The 17,856-nt window shown below is 42.2% G+C and carries 12 protein-coding genes and 1 pseudogene; 4 read left to right on the top strand and 9 right to left on the bottom strand.

Going from position 1 to position 17,856, the window contains the following annotated elements:
• The first annotated feature begins 57 nt into the window (after nt 1-57).
• Nucleotides 58-657, top strand: coding sequence for a restriction endonuclease subunit S (locus tag DBK98_RS11295; RefSeq protein ID WP_316932209.1), 600 nt, complete (start codon nt 58-60; stop codon nt 655-657).
• On the opposite strand, the gene DBK98_RS11290 is transcribed toward DBK98_RS11295, so the two are convergent.
• From DBK98_RS11290 to hsdR, 5 genes are read right to left on the bottom strand one after another with little or no spacing between them, the layout of a single operon-like run.
• Nucleotides 637-2,208: a restriction endonuclease subunit S gene (locus DBK98_RS11290; RefSeq protein WP_032536872.1), complete on the bottom strand. Its 1,572-nt coding sequence runs from the start codon at nt 2,206-2,208 to the stop codon at nt 637-639. The genes DBK98_RS11295 and DBK98_RS11290 overlap by 21 nt on opposite strands.
• 26 nt (nt 2,209-2,234) lie before the next feature.
• Nucleotides 2,235-2,681: a Fic family protein gene (locus DBK98_RS11285; RefSeq protein ID WP_010992489.1), complete on the bottom strand. Its 447-nt coding sequence runs from the start codon at nt 2,679-2,681 to the stop codon at nt 2,235-2,237.
• Nucleotides 2,674-3,690, bottom strand: a complete 1,017-nt coding sequence (locus tag DBK98_RS11280; RefSeq protein WP_010992488.1) for a hypothetical protein — start codon at nt 3,688-3,690, stop codon at nt 2,674-2,676. The genes DBK98_RS11285 and DBK98_RS11280 overlap by 8 nt, the downstream gene beginning before the upstream one ends.
• 15 nt (nt 3,691-3,705) lie before the next feature.
• Nucleotides 3,706-5,226, bottom strand: a complete 1,521-nt coding sequence (locus DBK98_RS11275) for a class I SAM-dependent DNA methyltransferase (protein ID WP_010992487.1) — start codon at nt 5,224-5,226, stop codon at nt 3,706-3,708.
• A 2-nt stretch (nt 5,227-5,228) separates the two neighbouring features.
• The gene (hsdR, locus tag DBK98_RS11270) at nt 5,229-7,544 is read right to left on the bottom strand and encodes an EcoAI/FtnUII family type I restriction enzme subunit R (RefSeq protein ID WP_032536873.1); all 2,316 of its coding nucleotides are present in this window, start codon (nt 7,542-7,544) and stop codon (nt 5,229-5,231) included.
• A gap of 501 nt (nt 7,545-8,045) precedes the next feature.
• On the opposite strand from hsdR, the pseudogene DBK98_RS11265 reads away from it, so the two are divergent.
• Nucleotides 8,046-8,379: pseudogene (locus tag DBK98_RS11265) on the top strand (AAA family ATPase); the annotation flags it as partial.
• A gap of 518 nt (nt 8,380-8,897) precedes the next feature.
• Here DBK98_RS11265 and DBK98_RS11260 read toward each other — a convergent pair.
• Nucleotides 8,898-9,887, bottom strand: a complete 990-nt coding sequence (locus DBK98_RS11260; protein ID WP_032536891.1) for a lysylphosphatidylglycerol synthase transmembrane domain-containing protein — start codon at nt 9,885-9,887, stop codon at nt 8,898-8,900.
• A gap of 131 nt (nt 9,888-10,018) precedes the next feature.
• Here DBK98_RS11260 and aspT point away from each other — a divergent pair, with 131 nt between their 5' ends.
• The gene (gene aspT / locus DBK98_RS11255) at nt 10,019-11,716 is read left to right on the top strand and encodes an aspartate-alanine antiporter (protein WP_032536874.1); all 1,698 of its coding nucleotides are present in this window, start codon (nt 10,019-10,021) and stop codon (nt 11,714-11,716) included.
• Between the two features lie 41 nt (nt 11,717-11,757).
• Nucleotides 11,758-13,401 (top strand): aspartate 4-decarboxylase, encoded by a 1,644-nt coding sequence (aspD, locus tag DBK98_RS11250; RefSeq protein ID WP_005809417.1) that lies wholly within the window; start codon nt 11,758-11,760, stop codon nt 13,399-13,401.
• Here the strand turns inward: aspD and DBK98_RS11245 are convergent.
• Genes DBK98_RS11245 through DBK98_RS11235 form a run of 3 tightly spaced genes read right to left on the bottom strand, consistent with a single transcriptional unit; the run spans nt 13,390 to nt 17,600 of the window.
• Nucleotides 13,390-14,682, bottom strand: a complete 1,293-nt coding sequence (locus tag DBK98_RS11245; protein ID WP_032529886.1) for a PAS domain-containing sensor histidine kinase — start codon at nt 14,680-14,682, stop codon at nt 13,390-13,392. The genes aspD and DBK98_RS11245 overlap by 12 nt on opposite strands.
• 43 nt (nt 14,683-14,725) lie before the next feature.
• Nucleotides 14,726-16,075 carry a sigma-54 dependent transcriptional regulator gene (locus DBK98_RS11240; RefSeq protein WP_005776286.1) on the bottom strand — a complete coding sequence of 450 codons (1,350 nt, stop codon included), beginning with the start codon at nt 16,073-16,075 and terminating at the stop codon, nt 14,726-14,728.
• A 52-nt stretch (nt 16,076-16,127) separates the two neighbouring features.
• Entirely contained in the window at nt 16,128-17,600 is a 1,473-nt protein-coding gene (locus DBK98_RS11235) for a TolC family protein (RefSeq protein WP_005776285.1), read from the bottom strand.
• Nucleotides 17,601-17,856: the final 256 nt, after the last annotated feature.

The following is a 17,856-nucleotide window of genomic DNA, read 5'->3' as shown; positions in this document are numbered from 1 at the left end:
TAGTAATTATATTTAGAGGGAACGACATTGTCCCATTAATAACTTACTATAAATTCATTGAATTCCTATTATGAGCAGACTGCTTCAGAAACGACCTGTATTGACGGAGAAATACCATTTGATATTCCATCTACATGGATGTGGGTGAGATTAGACGAAGTTTGTGTTTATATACAGCGCGGTAAGTCTCCTAAATATAGTCTTGTGAAACAATATCCAGTAATAGCCCAAAAATGTAATCAGTGGAGTGGCTTTTCTATAGAGAAAGCCCAGTTTATTGAACCTTCAACAATAACCTCATATGGACAAGAGCGCATCCTTCAAGATAATGATTTGATGTGGAACTCAACAGGGTTAGGTACACTTGGTCGAATGGCGATATACAAAGAAGTATTAAACCCTTATATATTAGCTGTTACTGATAGTCATGTTACTGTTATTAGGCCTATGAAACAATTCGTTAGGTCTGAATATCTTTACTTCTATTTTGCAAGTAATACAGTCCAGTCTGTGATAGAAGATAAATCAGATGGAAGCACTAAACAAAAAGAATTGTCCACTACTACAGTAAAAAACTATCTTGTTCCATTGCCTCCGACAATGGAACAGGATAGAATTATTGCGCAAGTAAACTTATTATTGCAACGTATCAAGTAGTTCCTTAATACGAGCTACAATCCTCTTCTGCTCATCTTTGGGCGGAAGAGGAATTAATTTGTTTGGCGTATAATCGACCGTAACTCTTTGCTGACCAGCTGTACCCTTCATTTTTACTTCATCAATGAAGTAGGACGATTTGCAGAACCAGAGCAGGTATTCGGGGGCTATTGTTTCGCTATAGGGGCGTAATACGTTTAATTCCGTTGTCCCAGCTGCATATCCGTTAATAACTGACTTGATTATCATAGATTTCCTGTTTTGAAAACAAGGGGTAATCTTTGCAAAAGCTACATCACCGTCTGCTAAATGAGTGAATCCAGCTTTTACTTCTTTCCATTTTTTGCGAGAATACTCAAAGTGGCTCAGATAACCAGCCTTTATATAGGTCATTGGAATAAACCCAACTTCAAATTCATCATCCAAGCAATTGCGTGGGTTCAATGCAACAACATTCTTTAGTCTACTCCATATCCATGTTGAAGGTATTTCGAAAGAAATCTCATCAGATATATCAACTTCAGATTTGCCTATCCTCTCATAATACTTGTTATCATCACCTTTGAAGATAATGGAATCAGTGAGCGCAGATTTCTTTAGCTTACCTTCTTTTACAAGGCGTTCTTTCTCCTTGTGAATTTCGGCAAGTAACTCTTCGGCAGTTCCTTCTTCTGCTATTTGGGGCACAAGTTTGCCCTGAATAGCATCCTGAAGAATACTCTTTTTAAGAATCGAATATATGTTATTATTAAGTTCTCTCAAACACGTTTCTTGTTTTTGATACTGTTTAACCTTTGTGTCGAGTATCGTCATTCTATCAACAATTCTATTCTGTTCACAAAGTGGAGGCAGTGGAATTAGCAAGTTGTTCATTGCCATTAGAGATACATTTTTTATGGTGGTTCCAGTTGCTGCTTTAAGCGTATACTCCATAAAGAATGGCGATTGAAGTAATATATAGACGTATTCCTTTAGATCCTCTACTATTAAATTAAAATAACAAGCACTCTTTCCAAGCATAATGGGTTCATCATTATAAAAACCGATATTACCTAAAGTTCCATTTATAGAGACGAGTACTGTATGCTTATTCAGATTTTTCTTGTATTTGAGATATTCTTCCCTACTTACTTTTTTTGTATCTGGTTTTATAACTATTTTCTTATCTTGAAGATTATTACCATTAACAAAGTAGTATTCGCCATTTGGGTCATATTCAGGTGTTCCATGAATACCGTCTCCTAATAACGAAGTAATCTGACGTAATCTACACCATTCCCATCCATTCGGAATCTCAAACGGGATCTCCTCATCAATGCACTTAACCTCACCTGTAGCAATAAACTTCTCATAATAGGAATTATCGTCACCACGGTAAATGATTGATTCGTTCTTATCTTTCTTGATTTTTTTCTCCTTAACCAGCTTAGCTTTCTCTTCTCTAATATGTTCCAAAAGCACCGATGCCGGTTCGTCATTAGGGTCCTGCTGTACAAGTTTTCCCTGTATCGCCCATTGGAGTATGCTGTTCTTTAATTGCTTTCCGTTCATTGTTCGTAATCCTCTTCTTGTATTCCTTATTCACCCTTGCTCATGGCATTGGCTATATCTATTTTTAATTCCTCGTCATAGTCTTTACTCATCATAAAGCTATTAACGATGCGTAGCAGCAAATCTTGGTCAATATTGGATGCTGCCACATGATAAATGATAGACTCCAATGTACGCATACAAATGCAAGCTTGCCAGTAGTAGTTATTCTTATGTAAGAAATATGCACCCAAAGTCAGTGCAATACGCTTATTCCCATCGTTGAAGAAGTGCCCCGAACAGAATCTATACATCAGATAGGTTAGCTTGTCGGCAAAGGTTGGATAGTATAAATCATTCTGCACAAAATCAAGCGCAGCACGTATCCCACCTTCATCACGCACTCCTTCAAAGCCACCATCGCTGGCATCAATCATTTTGCCATAGATGTTTAAAGCTTCATCGTAGTCTATGTAAATAATCTCCTTACTCATCTTCCGCCTGCTTCAAGCGTTTAAGCACATCTTTGTTGTCAGCTAAGATATGGTCAAAATCAATAGACTGATCACCAATGAACCGTTCAAACTCTTCGGGTGTGACAGCTTGCAGGTATTCCGCTATATTGCCGTGATATGCTTCTCGAAAACTGAAATCTCTTGATGTCATTTTTGTTCTGGCATCATTCAGATAAGGCTTTTGCATGGGATGCTCGGCAAGCTCTTCTACAATATGCTCAACTTCATATATGGTAAGCATTCTACCGCCATTCTCCTTAAAGCGTTCACTGATGGCTGCACCCACGCCATTCTCGAATGAAGAGATAACCAATAGTACCTCTGCATATAAAGTGTGCCGGACATTGTCTTTTAAATCGAGCTTCAATATCTCCCTGTATTCCTTTGCATTTTCTTTAAAAACAGCTTTGTAGATAAAATCTGTAATCTGAGAATACTTGTATGTGGGGTGTCCATCCACATATTGATTGATGGCGGAAGTGAGGTTTTTACGATAATTCTCTTCTGTTATTGCAGCAGGAAGATAGTTTATATCCCTACGGTTAATGTATTTTGTTCCACCACCCGTTTTTTCATTGATAGTGACAATTACAAAATCCAAAATAAGGCTGCGGACTTTCTTGGCTTGCTCACTTTCTGTAAGCAGCATACCCATATTTAAGAATGAGCGGAAATTAAATAATCCGAGCTGAGTCGTTTTGCTCCCGACATTTATGACGGGAGCAAATTGTAATTTCAACTCTTTCAAATGTTTACCCTTACATAAAACATAACCATTAGCCGATAATTCATCTGAATATTTTTCTAAATAACGTTCTATTGTCCGCTCTTCTACTTCATAAAAATCTGCAACCATTTTTTTTGTAAAGCGGTATTCCCCCTCAAAGAGTATTCCTTCAATATCAAGATGCTTCTGCACTTTACTAACCGCAAAACGGTTGTTAAGCACATTCTGTCTTTCAATATTCGAAATTGTTAAATCTTTCATATCACTCTACAATTATCAGTTACACGATTTTATATCTATGCCGAGAATCTTTTGAATCTCAGAAAGTGTTTTGTCTATTTCATAGTCAAGTGCGGCACGTTTCTCAAAATATTGTTTGAGCAATTCTGCCGGAGGCAATATCTCTTCTTCTTCCTTCGGAAATTTGCATTGGTCAAAATTGCAATTCAAATCAAGCAACTGTTGAGCAGTAAACACACGGCTCTTTTCTCCTGTTTCACTACTGACAATCTCTTTCCTGTCATTCCACCATTCCTGAATGGGCAGAGTGTGCTCAACCTTCATCGGCTTGTTTTTTGAGAAGTGCTTGTACCCCTCCGGCATATCAAGACGATAGAACCATGTTTCTTTGGTCTTGAATCCTTCTTCACAACCCTCTGCTTCTTCATTGTTAAAGAAGAGGATATTGGTAGCAATAGATGTATATGGAGAGAATATAGAACCCGGCAAACGAATGATGGTATGCAAATTGAACTTGCGTAGAAGATTCTCTTTAAGCGCAAGTTTTGCTCCGTCCGTACCAAACAAAAAACCGTCAGGAATAATCACACCACATCTGCCACCTGCTTTAAGACGGTACATGATAAGTGCGATAAACAAATCAGCAGTTTCACTTGAACGGTAGCGCAATGGAAAGTTGTTCTTTACGCTATCTTCCGTACTGCCTCCGTATGGAGGATTCATACCGATAACATCAACCTTATCGGTTTCCTTGAAATCCGTTACGTTTGTTCCAAGCGAATCACAGTTAGCTATGTTTGGTGCCTCAATATCGTGAAGCAGCAAGTTTGTGATGCTCAAAAGATAGGGTAACGGCTTCCATTCTTGACCAACAACTGCATTTTGCAGTTTTTCTCCATCTTCGGCTGAACGTACACTCTTTCCCATATAATTGAGGGCAGAGGTAAGGAAGCCCCCTGTACCACTGGTAAAGTCACCAAAGGTCTCACCCAACTTCGGGTCAAGCATCATTACAATAAAATCAGTCAAAGCACGTGGAGTATAGAACTCACCTGCGTTCCCTGCCGATTGCAGGTCTTTCAATATCCCTTCGTAAATATCTCCGAATGTGTGACGGTCGTCAGCATCATCAAATTCAATCTCATTTACAATATTGACTACTTGACGCAAAAGCGTTCCATTCTTCATATACTGGTTCAAATCGGCAAATGTTTCCTGGACAATACTCTTAGCTCGTGGTGTATTGGCATCTACGGGAAGATTTTTCAATGCAGGAAATAGCTTTTCATTGACGAAGGAAAGTAGAGCTTCACCTGTTAATGCTTCGCCGTCTTTCTCATCTACCGCCCAATTACGCCAACGCAAATCTTTGGGAATAATAGATTGATATGTTTTACTCTCTCTGGATGCTTTGTATTCCCATGTTTCTTCTTGAGTGTCGTAAACTTTCAAGAAGATCATCCAAGTCATTTGCTCAATTCTCTGTGCGTCACCATTGATACCTGCATCCTGACGCATGATATTCCGGATTCGCTTTATAATGTTATTTACTGCCATTTTTATGCCAATTTATATATCTGATACTCTAATTCTCTGATAGCTTGCTCATAACCGGCAATGCCACCAAATAGTTTTATAATTTTAGTTGGTTTTCCTATGCTATTGAATGGAGGTATCTCCAAGATGTTTGCTTTTTCAAAGTCGAGAATACCATTCTCTGCATATTTTTCAAGAAGAGCCTCCAACACTTCACGTGCTTTACCTTCATATTTTCCGAAGTAGTTACACTTCTTCACATTATTTGCTCTCTCTTTCCTTGTTAATGGAGGCTGGTCAAACGCAACGTGACATATCACATCGAATATGTCGGCATCCTTTAATGCCGGATTTGCTTCACGGACAGCGTCTATCAGGATGGCATACTCCTTTAATTCATCCATTATAGCTTGCTTGCGTTCAGCTTCTGTCCACGTCTGTATGAAATCATTCAGACTTTGGTAATGACGCAATAATTGCGTTCTTGCGAATGATTGAATACTTTCTGTTCTCATCGTCTTGCCATCTTCGCCTAACACAGATACTATCTCATGGGCAATACGGATATCCTTTCCATTGATAATATATTTTTCATGAGGCTCGGAAACTACGGTTGATGGACCATCAATTATTTTATATGGTTTGGGCTTTTTACCACCTCCCTTAGGAGGTTCAGGATCACCATCGAATGTAGGGTCTTTGAATTTTGCAGTAGCATTGCGGAAATCAAGGATTTCCAAATGCCACTTTCCCTTATCTTTTCTGAGTCGTGTACCACGCCCTATAATTTGCTTAAATTCAGTCATAGACCCAATTTCTTTGTCTATGACGATTAAGCCACAGGTTTTACAGTCCACACCAGTAGAAAGAAGTTCGGAGGTGGTTACAATCACTGGATAAGGCTCATCCACACTAATAAAGTTATCCAATTGTTTCTTACCCTCCTTATCTTCACCGACAATGCGTGTTACATAGTAAGGTGATTTCTTGCACAAATCGCTATTCATATTGATAAGCAAAGTTCGCATTTCTGCTGCTTCCTCAATATCAGAACAGAATACAATCGTTTTTGTCATACGACCGATGTCATGCAGCATTTTGGTAATTCTGTTTGCTACAACCTTGCGTCTTAACTTAATAGCAAGGTCACGCCCTATATTTTGTCTTTGATATAATTTCTGCTCAATCTCCTTACCTAACAAATCTATCTCACCCTCTTCAGGAGTCCAGCCTTGCAGGTCAACGTTGATAAAGTCAGCAGTAACCCTATACGGAGCCAAAAAGCCATCGTTGATACCTTGAAGTAGCGAGTAGGTATACACAGGTTCACCGAAATAATCAAGGTTATTCGCCCCTTCATCGGCTTTAGGAGTGGCTGTCATACCTATTTGAGTAGCCGTATTGAAATATTCCAAAACTTTGCGCCATGCTGAATCGTCCTTGGCACTTCCTCGGTGACACTCATCAACTATAATCAAGTCAAAGAAGTTTGGCCGAACTTCCAAGAAGGGGTCGGGCCTACCTTCTTTTCCAACCAACTGATGATACAGAGCCATATACATCTCATACGATGAATCAATTTTTTCTTCACCCTCTCCAACTGAAGTTATCTTAGTCATAAACTTCTTGAATGGCTTGAAATCCTGAGTCATAGTTTGGTCTATAAGGATATTGCGATCTGCAAGATAAAGGATTTTCTTCTTTGCTCCACTCTTATGGAGCCTATGGATTATCTGGAATGCCGTAAAAGTCTTACCCGTACCGGTAGCCATTACCACAAGTACACGTTGTTGCCCTTTTGCTATGGCTTCAACAGTGCGGTCAACGGCTATACGTTGGTAATATCTTGGCTCATGACTATGGGCATCATAGTAGAATGGGGTCTCTATAATATTAAGTTCATCAGGAGTATAGTTTTTGGATGCAAGATAACGGTTGTACAGCTCCTCTTCTGTCGGGAAGTCTTCTAACTTAATCTCGGTTTCTTTACCTGTGATAAAGTCATGTTCCAAGAAAGCATCACCATTACTGGAGTATGCAAATTTCAAGTCAAGGATTAAAGCATAATCCATAGCTTGCTGCATACCACTTCCAACAGTGTGCTTGTTGTCTTTTGCTTCAACCACTGCAATAGGTTTACCGTTGTGGTACAATAGATAATCAGCCTTTTTACCCTCTGCTACTGAGTGCTGGTTACCAACAACAAGTACTCGACCGTCCGTAAAATAGTATTCTTCACGCATATTTACGCTTACTGCCCACCCTTTTTGTTGAAGTGCAGGAGTAATTAACAGAGTGCGTATCTCTTGTTCTTTAAGTTCTTTCTTGTTTACCTCCATGACAATAAGTTGTTTATGATTTGTTACTGCTGACAATCAAATCTTTTACATCAATATTAAGTTAAGGGCATTGCCTATGTCGTTGAGTGTCTTAATATCCGGTTGAACTGAATTACTACACCATTTACTCACAATGCAGTTGGATTTCCTAATTTGTCCTGCAAGCCATTTTCCTATTTTCTGTTGTTCTGCAAGTACTACTTTCAGTCTATTCAAATTAGCTATAGGGTAAAATGTTTTAATCAGAGAGCAAATTTATATAATTTATCTGATAGTGAAGCAACTTCCGATAATAATAAATTATTAGGAAGTAAAAATCTGGCTTAATTCCGGCTAAAACATGAGATTTTACAGATAGAAGAAGAAAAATTATGGATACAAAATAATTTTTCAAGGGTGGTTTTACAGAAGGACTACCCATTTTTTACACTTACTGTAATACTACTTATGTCAAAATTGATAATTCCAGATAACATATCTGACATACTTATAGTATCATTGTTAAAATTAACTAATTATTCCGATTAAGTTATCTTTGAAGGATTGGCAAGCCACCTTATTCACAGAGACTAGACTGTAATGGATGGTGAACTACATATCGACACGTTCCCCAACTTAACTCCGGTCTGAGCAAAAGAGAGAACTAACAGAGAAACAGCCGAACTTCTTGCACGAAAAAGAACGGTGTTATAAAACAGAAGCCCACTCTTTCTTCACGACCTTCTATAATCTGAACTGGAATGCAAATGGTAAAATATCGGCGGAAGAAGTAGCCAACAGAGTAAATAGCACCCTTGAAAAGCATCTTGTAAATGAAGAAAAGTTCGGTGTAAACAATGTATTGCAAAAGAATTTTATAGTCGAACAAAAGCAAAAATAATAGACTTGGTTTGGTTATACCAGCACTTTCTTTAACAATAGAAGGCATGTCTATTATAAAATAGGGAATCTAAACGAACCGCTGAAAAGAGTATTAAAGTTCTCCATGACTATGTATAAAAGATTCGGATAAAGCCGATTATTGGCGCATTATTGTAAAAGCATAAACAAAGGAATAGTCCTATGATAATATTTATACCAACGTGAATCCGATATAGCCACTCAAAACAGTTTCTCCCCTTTGCAAACTCATATTCTCTAAGCTACATCCTAATAACTACGAGAAGCAAATTTCATTTTCTGAACCAATCAGCAAATCATACTTCGATACTATTTGCCTAATGCCCTCTGATCTTTCATAGTCTGGAAATACTTCTATCTACATAAACTGTCATAGCTTACATTCATAGTTACAACAAAGAATATCTCTCTGTATATCAAAAAACTTATCAAAGGTACCCTTTCATCATTACTCTATTTCCGATTTCCTATCTTCATCAGCACCAGCCCGATAACAATCCAGACCATCTCCCGCACCCGCGTAATCAGAGCGGCAAATACCCCATATGCTCCGGACAAAGACAAGCCGGCTACCGCCAGGGCAAAGCCTCCTTCCCTACCCCCTAATTGCATGGGAAGAAAGAAAAGCAGATTGGCCAGTAGGGAAGAGAAAGCGACGATCAGGATGCAACCGACAAAACTGACATCCGTAGTCAATACATTCAGAATCAACCAGACTTCGAGACACCCCACTATGCGAGCGGTATACTCTAAACCCAATGCCAAATAAAAGGTACTTTTTCGCTGTTGATGAAGCAGAGCTATCTGACTGTCTATAGTCTCCAGTTTTTCTTTATGAAGTTCCGCGAAGCGGACTGCACGCTTCTTCAAAAAAGGGATATGACTACCCAGACGTACGCATGCCACAGCCATACCGTTCCGGTAGCCTTTGATAAAAAGAGTGACAAGCAAGAGGCAGAAGAGTGTGGTCAACCCCAAGACAATGCCCATCCCCCAACCGACCGGATAAAAAAAGACATAAATCAACACCGAGCTGAGCCAGAAACAGAAATGCGAAAAGATATGCATCATCACATACAGGATGACCGAAGATGTGGCACGCTCCACTCCGACATAGGGAGTAAGCTCCATAATCCGGTAAGGCTCCCCTCCCATCAGTCCCACGGGAGTGACATAATTCAACGCAAAACCGGAAACCGTGAATTTATAGAGCCGGGCGAACGACAATGAATTCACCGGACCACTGCTACGAAGGATGATATACCACGAAAGGGTATTAATCAGATAGATGAAAAGCCAAAGGACCAGAACCAGCGGCAGATAAAATCCGGCACGCCGCAGGTTGTCCAGCAGTTCATCATAAGACACATCGAAAGTGAACAGCATGATGATGACGGCCAGGATGCCAAAGGCCAAAAACAAATTACGAAATTTACTCTTCAAAACAATATACAATTTAACGCATCAAAGATAACGTTAATAATTTATACAATGATATAAGAATAGCCCGTTTAACAAAACACTTTCTTGCACAAGCTGTTTTTAATGAGAATTTAAACCTAAACAAATTAACTATGGATTGGATTATTCATCAACTTAGGGTTCACCCCGAGCTTGCCATCTTTTTGACCCTTTTCGTAGGGTTTTGGATTGGCAAAATAAAAATCGGAAAGTTCAGCCTGGGTGTCGTTACAAGCGTATTGCTGGTAGGTGTCCTTGTGGGGCAATTGAACATTACGGTCGACGGCCCCATTAAATCTGTTTTCTTTTTACTCTTTTTATTCGCTATCGGCTATAAAGTCGGTCCGCAGTTTTTCCGGGGACTGAAAAAGGACGGACTCCCCCAAATGGGATTTGCTGCCATCATGTGTGTATTCTGTCTGATTATTCCCTGGATATTGGCTAAAATTATGGGTTACAATGTAGGGGAAGCAGCCGGATTACTGGCCGGTTCACAGACGATATCGGCTGTCATAGGCGTGGCAGGAGATACGATCAATGAACTAAACATATCTCCTGAAACAAAAGAGGCTTATAATAATATTATCCCGGTATCATATGCCGTAACTTACATCTTCGGTACGGCGGGTTCAGCATGGGTATTGGGCTCTCTCGGTCCCAAGTTATTGGGCGGACTCGATAAAGTAAAAGCTGCCTGTAAAGAATTGGAGGCTAAAATGGGGAATAGCGAAGCGGATCAACCCGGCTTTATGCCCGCTGCACGTCCGGTGACTTTCCGGGCTTATAAAATAGATAATGAGTGGTTTGATGACGGAAAACGGGTATCAGATCTTGAAAGCTATTTCCAGGAGAATGACAAGCACTTGTTTGTCGAACGTGTCAGACAAGCCGGAGTTATCGTAAAAGAAATCACCCCGACCCTGATTCTCAGGAAAGGGGATGAGGTGGTATTGAGCGGTCGCCGTGAATATGTTATCGGCGAGGAAGATTGGATCGGTCCCGAGGTACTGGATCCTCAGTTATTGGACTTTCCGGCTGAAGTATTGCCCGTCATGGTAACCCGGAAAACCTTTGCCGGAGAAAAAATAAGTTCAATACGTTCACAGAAATTCATGCACGGTGTCAGCATACGCCGTATCAAAAGGGCGGGAATCGATATACCGGTACTGCCGCAAACCATTGTGGATGCAGGTGATATTGTCGAATTGGTAGGGACCAAACACGAAGTGGATGAAGCTGCCAAGAAAATGGGGTACGCCGACCGTCCAACCAACCAGACAGATATGATTTTCGTTGGTCTGGGTATTCTGATCGGAGGACTGATAGGTGCCCTGAGTATCCACATGGGTGGTGTCCCCATCAGTCTCAGCACCAGTGGGGGCGCATTGATCGGAGGATTGTTCTTTGGCTGGTTACGCAGCAAACATCCGACTTTCGGACGTATTCCCGAACCTGCTCTCTGGATACTGGACAACGTAGGTCTGAACATGTTTATTGCTGTCGTGGGTATCGCTGCAGGTCCCAGCTTCGTACAGGGATTCAAAGAAGTGGGGCTAAGCCTGTTCATTGTAGGCGCACTGGCTACTTCCATTCCTCTGATAGTAGGCATACTTATGGGAAAGTATCTCTTCAAATTCCACCCGGCACTGATATTGGGATGCACAGCAGGTGCACGTACTACTACCGCCGCATTAGGTGCCATCCAGGAAGCTGTCGAAAGCGAGACTCCCGCTTTGGGATATACAGTGACGTATGCTGTGGGAAATACTCTCCTGATTATCTGGGGAGTCGTAATTGTGTTACTCATGTAAAATAGATTTTGATATTAACTAAACATAACCCTGACATAATAATGAAAAGTAATGAAAACAACGGAGCAGTAACTAAAAGTTTTGCTAAAAAGATGGAGAGTATCAGTCCTTTCGAACTGAAAAACAGACTGATTGAAATGGCTGATGAGAGCATCAAAAAGATAGCTCATACCATGCTGAATGCCGGACGTGGAAACCCGAACTGGATTGCCACCACTCCACGTGAAGCTTTCTTCCTTTTAGGTAAATTCGGACTGGAAGAATGTCGGCACGTGATGTACTTGCCGGAAGGAATTGCTGGTATCCCGCAAAAAGACGGGATTGCCGCCCGCTTTGAGACTTTTCTCAAAACCAATCATAGCCAGCCGGGTGCGGAACTATTAAAAGGAACCTATCAATACATGTTACTGGAACATGCCGCCGACCCAGACACCCTTGTCCACGAATGGGCAGAAGGGGTAATAGGTGACCAATATCCGGTACCGGACCGCATCCTCCAGTTTACCGAGATGATTGTACAAGACTATCTGGCACAGGAAATGTGCGACAGTCGTCCGCCAAAGGGCAAATACGATTTGTTCGCCACCGAAGGCGGTACGGCAGCCATGTGCTACGTTTTCGACTCTCTGCAAGAAAACTTCCTGCTCAATAAAGGAGATGGAATCGCCTTGATGGTACCTGTCTTCACCCCCTATATTGAAATCCCTCAATTGAGACGCTATGAATTTAACGTTACGGAAATATCTGCGGACCAGATGACAGCAGACGGGCTGCACACCTGGCAATACAAAGACGAAGATATAGACCGCCTGAAAAACCCGCAGATCAAAGCACTCTTCATTACCAATCCCAGTAACCCACCCAGTTATACACTGAGTCCTGAGACTGCCGCACGGATTGTAGATATCGTGAAGAAAGACAATCCGAACCTGATGATTATCACAGACGATGTATACGGTACATTCAGTCCGCATTTCCGCTCGCTGATGGCCGAACTGCCGCAAAATACTTTGTGCGTCTATTCCTTCTCCAAATATTTCGGGGCTACCGGATGGCGCGATGCCGTAATCGCTCTGCACGAAGAGAATATTTTTGACCGGATGATAGCCCACTTACCGGAAGAACAAAAGGCAATCCTCAATAAGCGTTACTCCAGCCTGACCCTTGCCCCCGAAAGATTAAAATTCATCGACCGCATGGTAGCCGACAGCCGGCAAGTGGCGCTCAATCATACAGCCGGATTGTCTCTGCCGCAACAGACGCAGATGAGCCTCTTCGCTTCTTTCGCCATACTGGATAAAGAGAACCGGTATAAAAACAAGATGCAGGAGATCATCCGGAGACGCCTGAAAGCTCTGTGGGATAATACCGGATTCTCACTGGTGGACGATCCGCTGCGTGTAGGATATTATAGCGAGATAGATATGCTGGTGTGGGCTAAGATATTCTACGGAGAAGAGTTTGTAGACTACCTCAAGAAAACGTACAGCCCATTGGATGTTGTTTTCCGCCTCGCCAACGAAACCTCATTGGTATTGCTGAACGGTGGCGGTTTTGCCGGACCGGAATGGAGCGTACGTGTATCACTTGCCAACCTGAATGAAAAGGATTATGTCAAAATAGGCCAGGGAATCAAACGGATACTGGATGAATATGCCCAGAGATGGCAGGAATCACGGAAATAAAATCCTGAATCTTGTCAGTCCGTCAGCGTATGTACGCAATGAAAACGTACAGCCATGACGGCTTAAAACTTCACGGATAAAGACCAGGCCGATACCTTGTCCGTTGGGTTTGGTAGAAAAGAAGGGACTGAAGAGCTTTGCTTCAGTCTCTTTTGTTATGCCGGGCCCATTGTCCACCACTTCGATAGCAGCAGGTGATGAGGTGCGGATGGTAATCTGACCGTCTTTCCCGATACTTTCAGCCGCATTTTTAATAATATTCACCAATACCTGCTCAAACAGGGAGGCGTCCAGTTTCACATCCTCCAATGATTCATCACATATCAGTTGTAACCGGATATTCCGGTCATTGCACATCCCCTCCATAAAGCGTTTGCAACTGAATGCAAGGTCATTCAGGTTGATCGGAGTAAGACGGGGATCGGGAATCTTCACCACGTCGGCAAAACGGGTAATGAAACGGCTCATAGAAAAACAACGTTCCGTACAGACACGCATCACATCACAAATATCTTCCATACCATCCGACTCTGACAATGCCTGTTCGACTGTATCCAGTGTAGAAGTAATCCCTGCCGTCGTATTATTCACTTCGTGCGCAATCATACGGATCACTTTCTCGTATGCCTTTTTCTCTGCTTTCATCACTTCGTCTGTCAATCCTTCCATCAGATAAAAAGGATGCTGGAAGCCGCGGTCCACAAACGAAGAATGAGTACATTTATAAATATTTGAATCATTCAGTCGCACGGTGCTGGTTTCTCCCTTCGGAATGGCAGCCAGTTCTATGGCAAGCGGCGAATCGATCTCAGACAGTTTCCTGCCTTCGGCTTCTTCCGGACGGACTCCCATCATCTTCATCGCCATCGGGTTTAGTTGGGATACCTCTTCATCCAGTGTCATAATGACAACACCCATAGGTGAAGCGTTAATCATCAGATCAAGAAAATGATTCTGTTCACGCAACCGGAGACGCTCGTTTTTCAGTTGATCCATCATACGGTTGAACACATTCACTACCCGATCGGCTTCCTGTTGACCGACGTGGCTCAGGCGGCTGCTGAAATCCTGTTCTCTCAAAAGTTCCATACCACTGCCAATCGTATTCATTGGTTTCACTATCTTCCGGTAAAACAAAATCAGATATAAAACGAGAAACAGCATCAACCCTTCTGCGATATAGAGATATTTCGCCACAATGGTTTCGGATACATAGAACAGAAAGCCCATGATGGAAAACAACAGAAAGATAAGTATGAAGAAAAATCCTTTTACCGGCATGTGATTGATGATTAACGATTAAAAAGTAATGATAAGCAACGAGTCACTTATCACTGATATCATATTTCTCCAAACGACGGTACAATGCCGCACGGCTGATACCTAACGCTGTAGCCACCTGGCTCAGGTTCCCTTTATAACGCTCCAATGCCTGAAGAATTGTCTGTCTTTCGATTTCATCGAGTGTCATTCCCGCAAACGAAGAGGCAGTTGACGTACTTTCATCATGTCGCTGGTACTGACTCTCGAAATCGGTTGCATCCAACACTTCCTTGCCACTGACCAGAATCGTACGCTCCACCAGATTTTTCAACTCACGGATATTGCCCGGAAAAGGCAAACGACTCAGGAAGTTCAATGCATCCGACGAAAACTCCGTACGGGGTAGGTTGTTGATCTCAGCCTGACGATCGGCAAAGTGTCTGGCGAGTAACGGTATATCCTCTCTGCGCTCTCTCAACGCAGGAAGCTTTATGGTTATCAGGTTAATGCGATAGAACAGATCTTCACGGAAAGTGTGTTCGCTTACCATCTTGGCCAAGTCGGCATTGGTAGCCGAAACAACCCGTATATCCGTCTTACGCGGACGGCTGTCACCCAGTACTTCAAAAGTCTGGTCCTGCAATACCCGCAACAGTTTCACCTGGCATGAGGGATCGAGATCGCCGATTTCATCCAGAAAAATAGTTCCTTTATTCGCCATCTCAAAACGCCCCATACGATCGGAAGTGGCATCTGTGAAGGCTCCTTTTTTATGACCGAACATCTCACTTTCAAACAAACTCTGGGATATTCCTCCAAGATTGACTTTCACAAAAGGCTGACGGGCACGCTGACTGTTGATGTGGATAGCCTCGGCTATCAGTTCTTTACCGGTTCCGCTCTCACCGGTGATCAATACCGAAGCATTGGTTCGTGCAATACGAGCCACCGTATTCAACACTTCTGTCAATCCGCGGCTCTTGCCAATAATATGGCTCCGGTTCAATGAACCGCTTTGCTCCTGAAGCGTATCCTTCGGAGTTGCAGTAAGCTCCAAAGCAGTCTCTATGCGTTGCAGCAATGCGGCATTATTCCAGGGCTTGGTGATAAAATCGAATGCACCGGCCTGCATTCCCTGTACGGCAAGTTGGATACTACCCCACGCAGTCATCAGAATTACAGGAACATCCGGACGAAATATCTTGACCTGCTTAAGAAGGGTCAATCCCTCTTCTCCGGAAGTGGAAAGTGTAAAATTCATATCCATCAAAATCAGAGAAGGAGCTTCCGAACGGACTACTTCCATCGCCTCACGCGGACCGGGTACAGTTACCACTTGGTAACCGGCACGTTTCAGCATGAAACTCAACGAGGAACGAACTCCACTATCATCATCTATAATTAAAAGCATAAGTGTTATTTTTTTGATTTGCAAAACTACTCTTTTTGGGGTTAAAACCAAACTAATTCTTCACAACATCATCAAAATCGGCTTCCAGTGGTGTATTATTCTGGAAGTCCCACAGCGTCAGACTGCGGAGCTGGTAAAAATAATACCAGTACCAGTAGAGTTCATTGATATGTTTCTGCCGGGCATCATCTTTCGAATTCTGGGCATCATTCAGGTCGAGTGTATTGATTTTACCTATCAGGAAAGTCTCGATACTGGTTTTATAACGCTGCTGTGCAATCTTATCCGCTTCATTGGCAATAGAAAGTTGCTGTGCCTGATTATTAAAATTCTCTACAAGCAGGAAGATGTCCTGATCAAAGTCAATTTGTTCTTTACGTATTTTGGATAAGGTAACTTCCCGGTTACTCTTGGCTACACGCACTTTTCCACGACGCTTTCCCCAATCAAGAATCGGAATCTTCACACCGACCTCTACCACCTGGTTATCGAGTAATTTTTGATAAGAAGCAGAGAAATCCTTATTCAGTCCGGTATATCCCACGTTTGCGAAAAGATCGATACTACGAAGATTGCCACGTGCGGTAGCCACTTCGTAATCAGCTTCCAACTGCCGGCGACGTATGTTATGAGCGAAAGAATTGCGCTCCAATGCTTTATTCAGCACTTTGTTGTATTCCATTTTAAGATCGGGTGCTGATTCCGGTATTACCGGCTCCAATACCTGATCATCTCCTATTGCCAGGAAAGAGCGCAGCCGGAACATATTTGCATTCAGATTGCTCTGTGCATCGGTAACGGCAGCCCGGGCTTTCAATGCAGCCAGTTTCAATTGCAAAAGCTCATTTTCGGAAATTTGCCCCATCTTTCGTTTCGCTCCGGCCACCTCGTACAAACGATCTGCATTTATCTGATTCTGGCGGGCGGTTCCCAGAGTTTCTTTAGCCAGCAGAAGATTAAAGAAGTAAGTGATCGCGTTCATGGTTACAGTCTCTGTAGCAGTGATAAAGGCTGCTTTTGCCTCTTCATAACGAACCGGCTCAATGCGGCGATTCCATTTCAGGTCATTCACTCCAAAGATAGGTTGAGTCAATTGTAAAGCGATAGGCACGGACATAAACTGCCGGTTTCCACCACTCCCCAGCTGTTTCACAAAGTCGAGTGAAGAAGACAGGGCTATCTTACCACCCGTAAACCAGATATTCTGATCAATGGAAAGCGTACCGTTCAGCCCTAACTTATTACTGCGGACAAAGGAGTAAGAGCCGTCTTCATTCTGATAACTGTTATATTGTTTTCCATAGCTTGGCAAAGTTCCGCTGAAATTTACTTCCGGCAACAAATCAGCACGGAACGTACGATATTCCCAATAAGCTGTCTTCAACTCATTGAGAGCAACGGCTGCATCTACAGACTGTGTACGCGCCAATGCAATGGCTTCATTCAAGGTAATCTCCCGTGTTTCCTGTGCACTCAATGCCAACAAACAGAAGGCAAAAGCAGAGAGTAGAAAAGATCGTTTCATATAGAATTTGTTTATTTACCGGCAGAAAAGCAAACCCTGTGCCAAATATTGAGTGTTGCAGCGATCACTCCAGCTCGCTATATAACATAAACATTCATTTGAAAGAGTTCAGTGTATGATAATCCTCACTCCACTTCCCTCCTGGTCACTCTTCTCCTGTTCGTCATCCACCACTCCTTTTGTTCATCCTTCACCGTTTATCGTTCACCGTCTAAAATCAATCCTCCTTCTTCTGTCCGAAAATGAACAGTTTGTC

The sequence above is a fragment of the Bacteroides sp. PHL 2737 genome, assembly GCF_004115325.2.
GTDB classification, from domain to species: domain Bacteria; phylum Bacteroidota; class Bacteroidia; order Bacteroidales; family Bacteroidaceae; genus Bacteroides; species Bacteroides hominis.
The sequence above is the reverse complement of the archived record's forward strand: the minus strand, read 5'-3'. Positions and strand labels throughout refer to the sequence as shown.

Excerpts from the sequence above, each read along its gene's own strand:
- hsdR (WP_032536873.1), bottom strand. The coding sequence starts at position 7,544 with ATGGAGGTAAACAAGAAAGAACTTAAAGAACAAGAGATACGCACTCTG.
- DBK98_RS11275 (WP_010992487.1), bottom strand. The coding sequence starts at position 5,226 with ATGGCAGTAAATAACATTATAAAGCGAATCCGGAATATCATGCGTCAG.
- DBK98_RS11280 (WP_010992488.1), bottom strand. The coding sequence starts at position 3,690 with ATGAAAGATTTAACAATTTCGAATATTGAAAGACAGAATGTGCTTAAC.
- aspD (WP_005809417.1), top strand. The coding sequence starts at position 11,758 with ATGAAAAGTAATGAAAACAACGGAGCAGTAACTAAAAGTTTTGCTAAA.
- DBK98_RS11290 (WP_032536872.1), bottom strand. The coding sequence starts at position 2,208 with ATGAACGGAAAGCAATTAAAGAACAGCATACTCCAATGGGCGATACAG.
- DBK98_RS11240 (WP_005776286.1), bottom strand. The coding sequence starts at position 16,075 with ATGCTTTTAATTATAGATGATGATAGTGGAGTTCGTTCCTCGTTGAGT.
- DBK98_RS11285 (WP_010992489.1), bottom strand. The coding sequence starts at position 2,681 with ATGAGTAAGGAGATTATTTACATAGACTACGATGAAGCTTTAAACATC.
- aspT (WP_032536874.1), top strand. The coding sequence starts at position 10,019 with ATGGATTGGATTATTCATCAACTTAGGGTTCACCCCGAGCTTGCCATC.
- DBK98_RS11245 (WP_032529886.1), bottom strand. The coding sequence starts at position 14,682 with ATGCCGGTAAAAGGATTTTTCTTCATACTTATCTTTCTGTTGTTTTCC.
- DBK98_RS11235 (WP_005776285.1), bottom strand. The coding sequence starts at position 17,600 with ATGAAACGATCTTTTCTACTCTCTGCTTTTGCCTTCTGTTTGTTGGCA.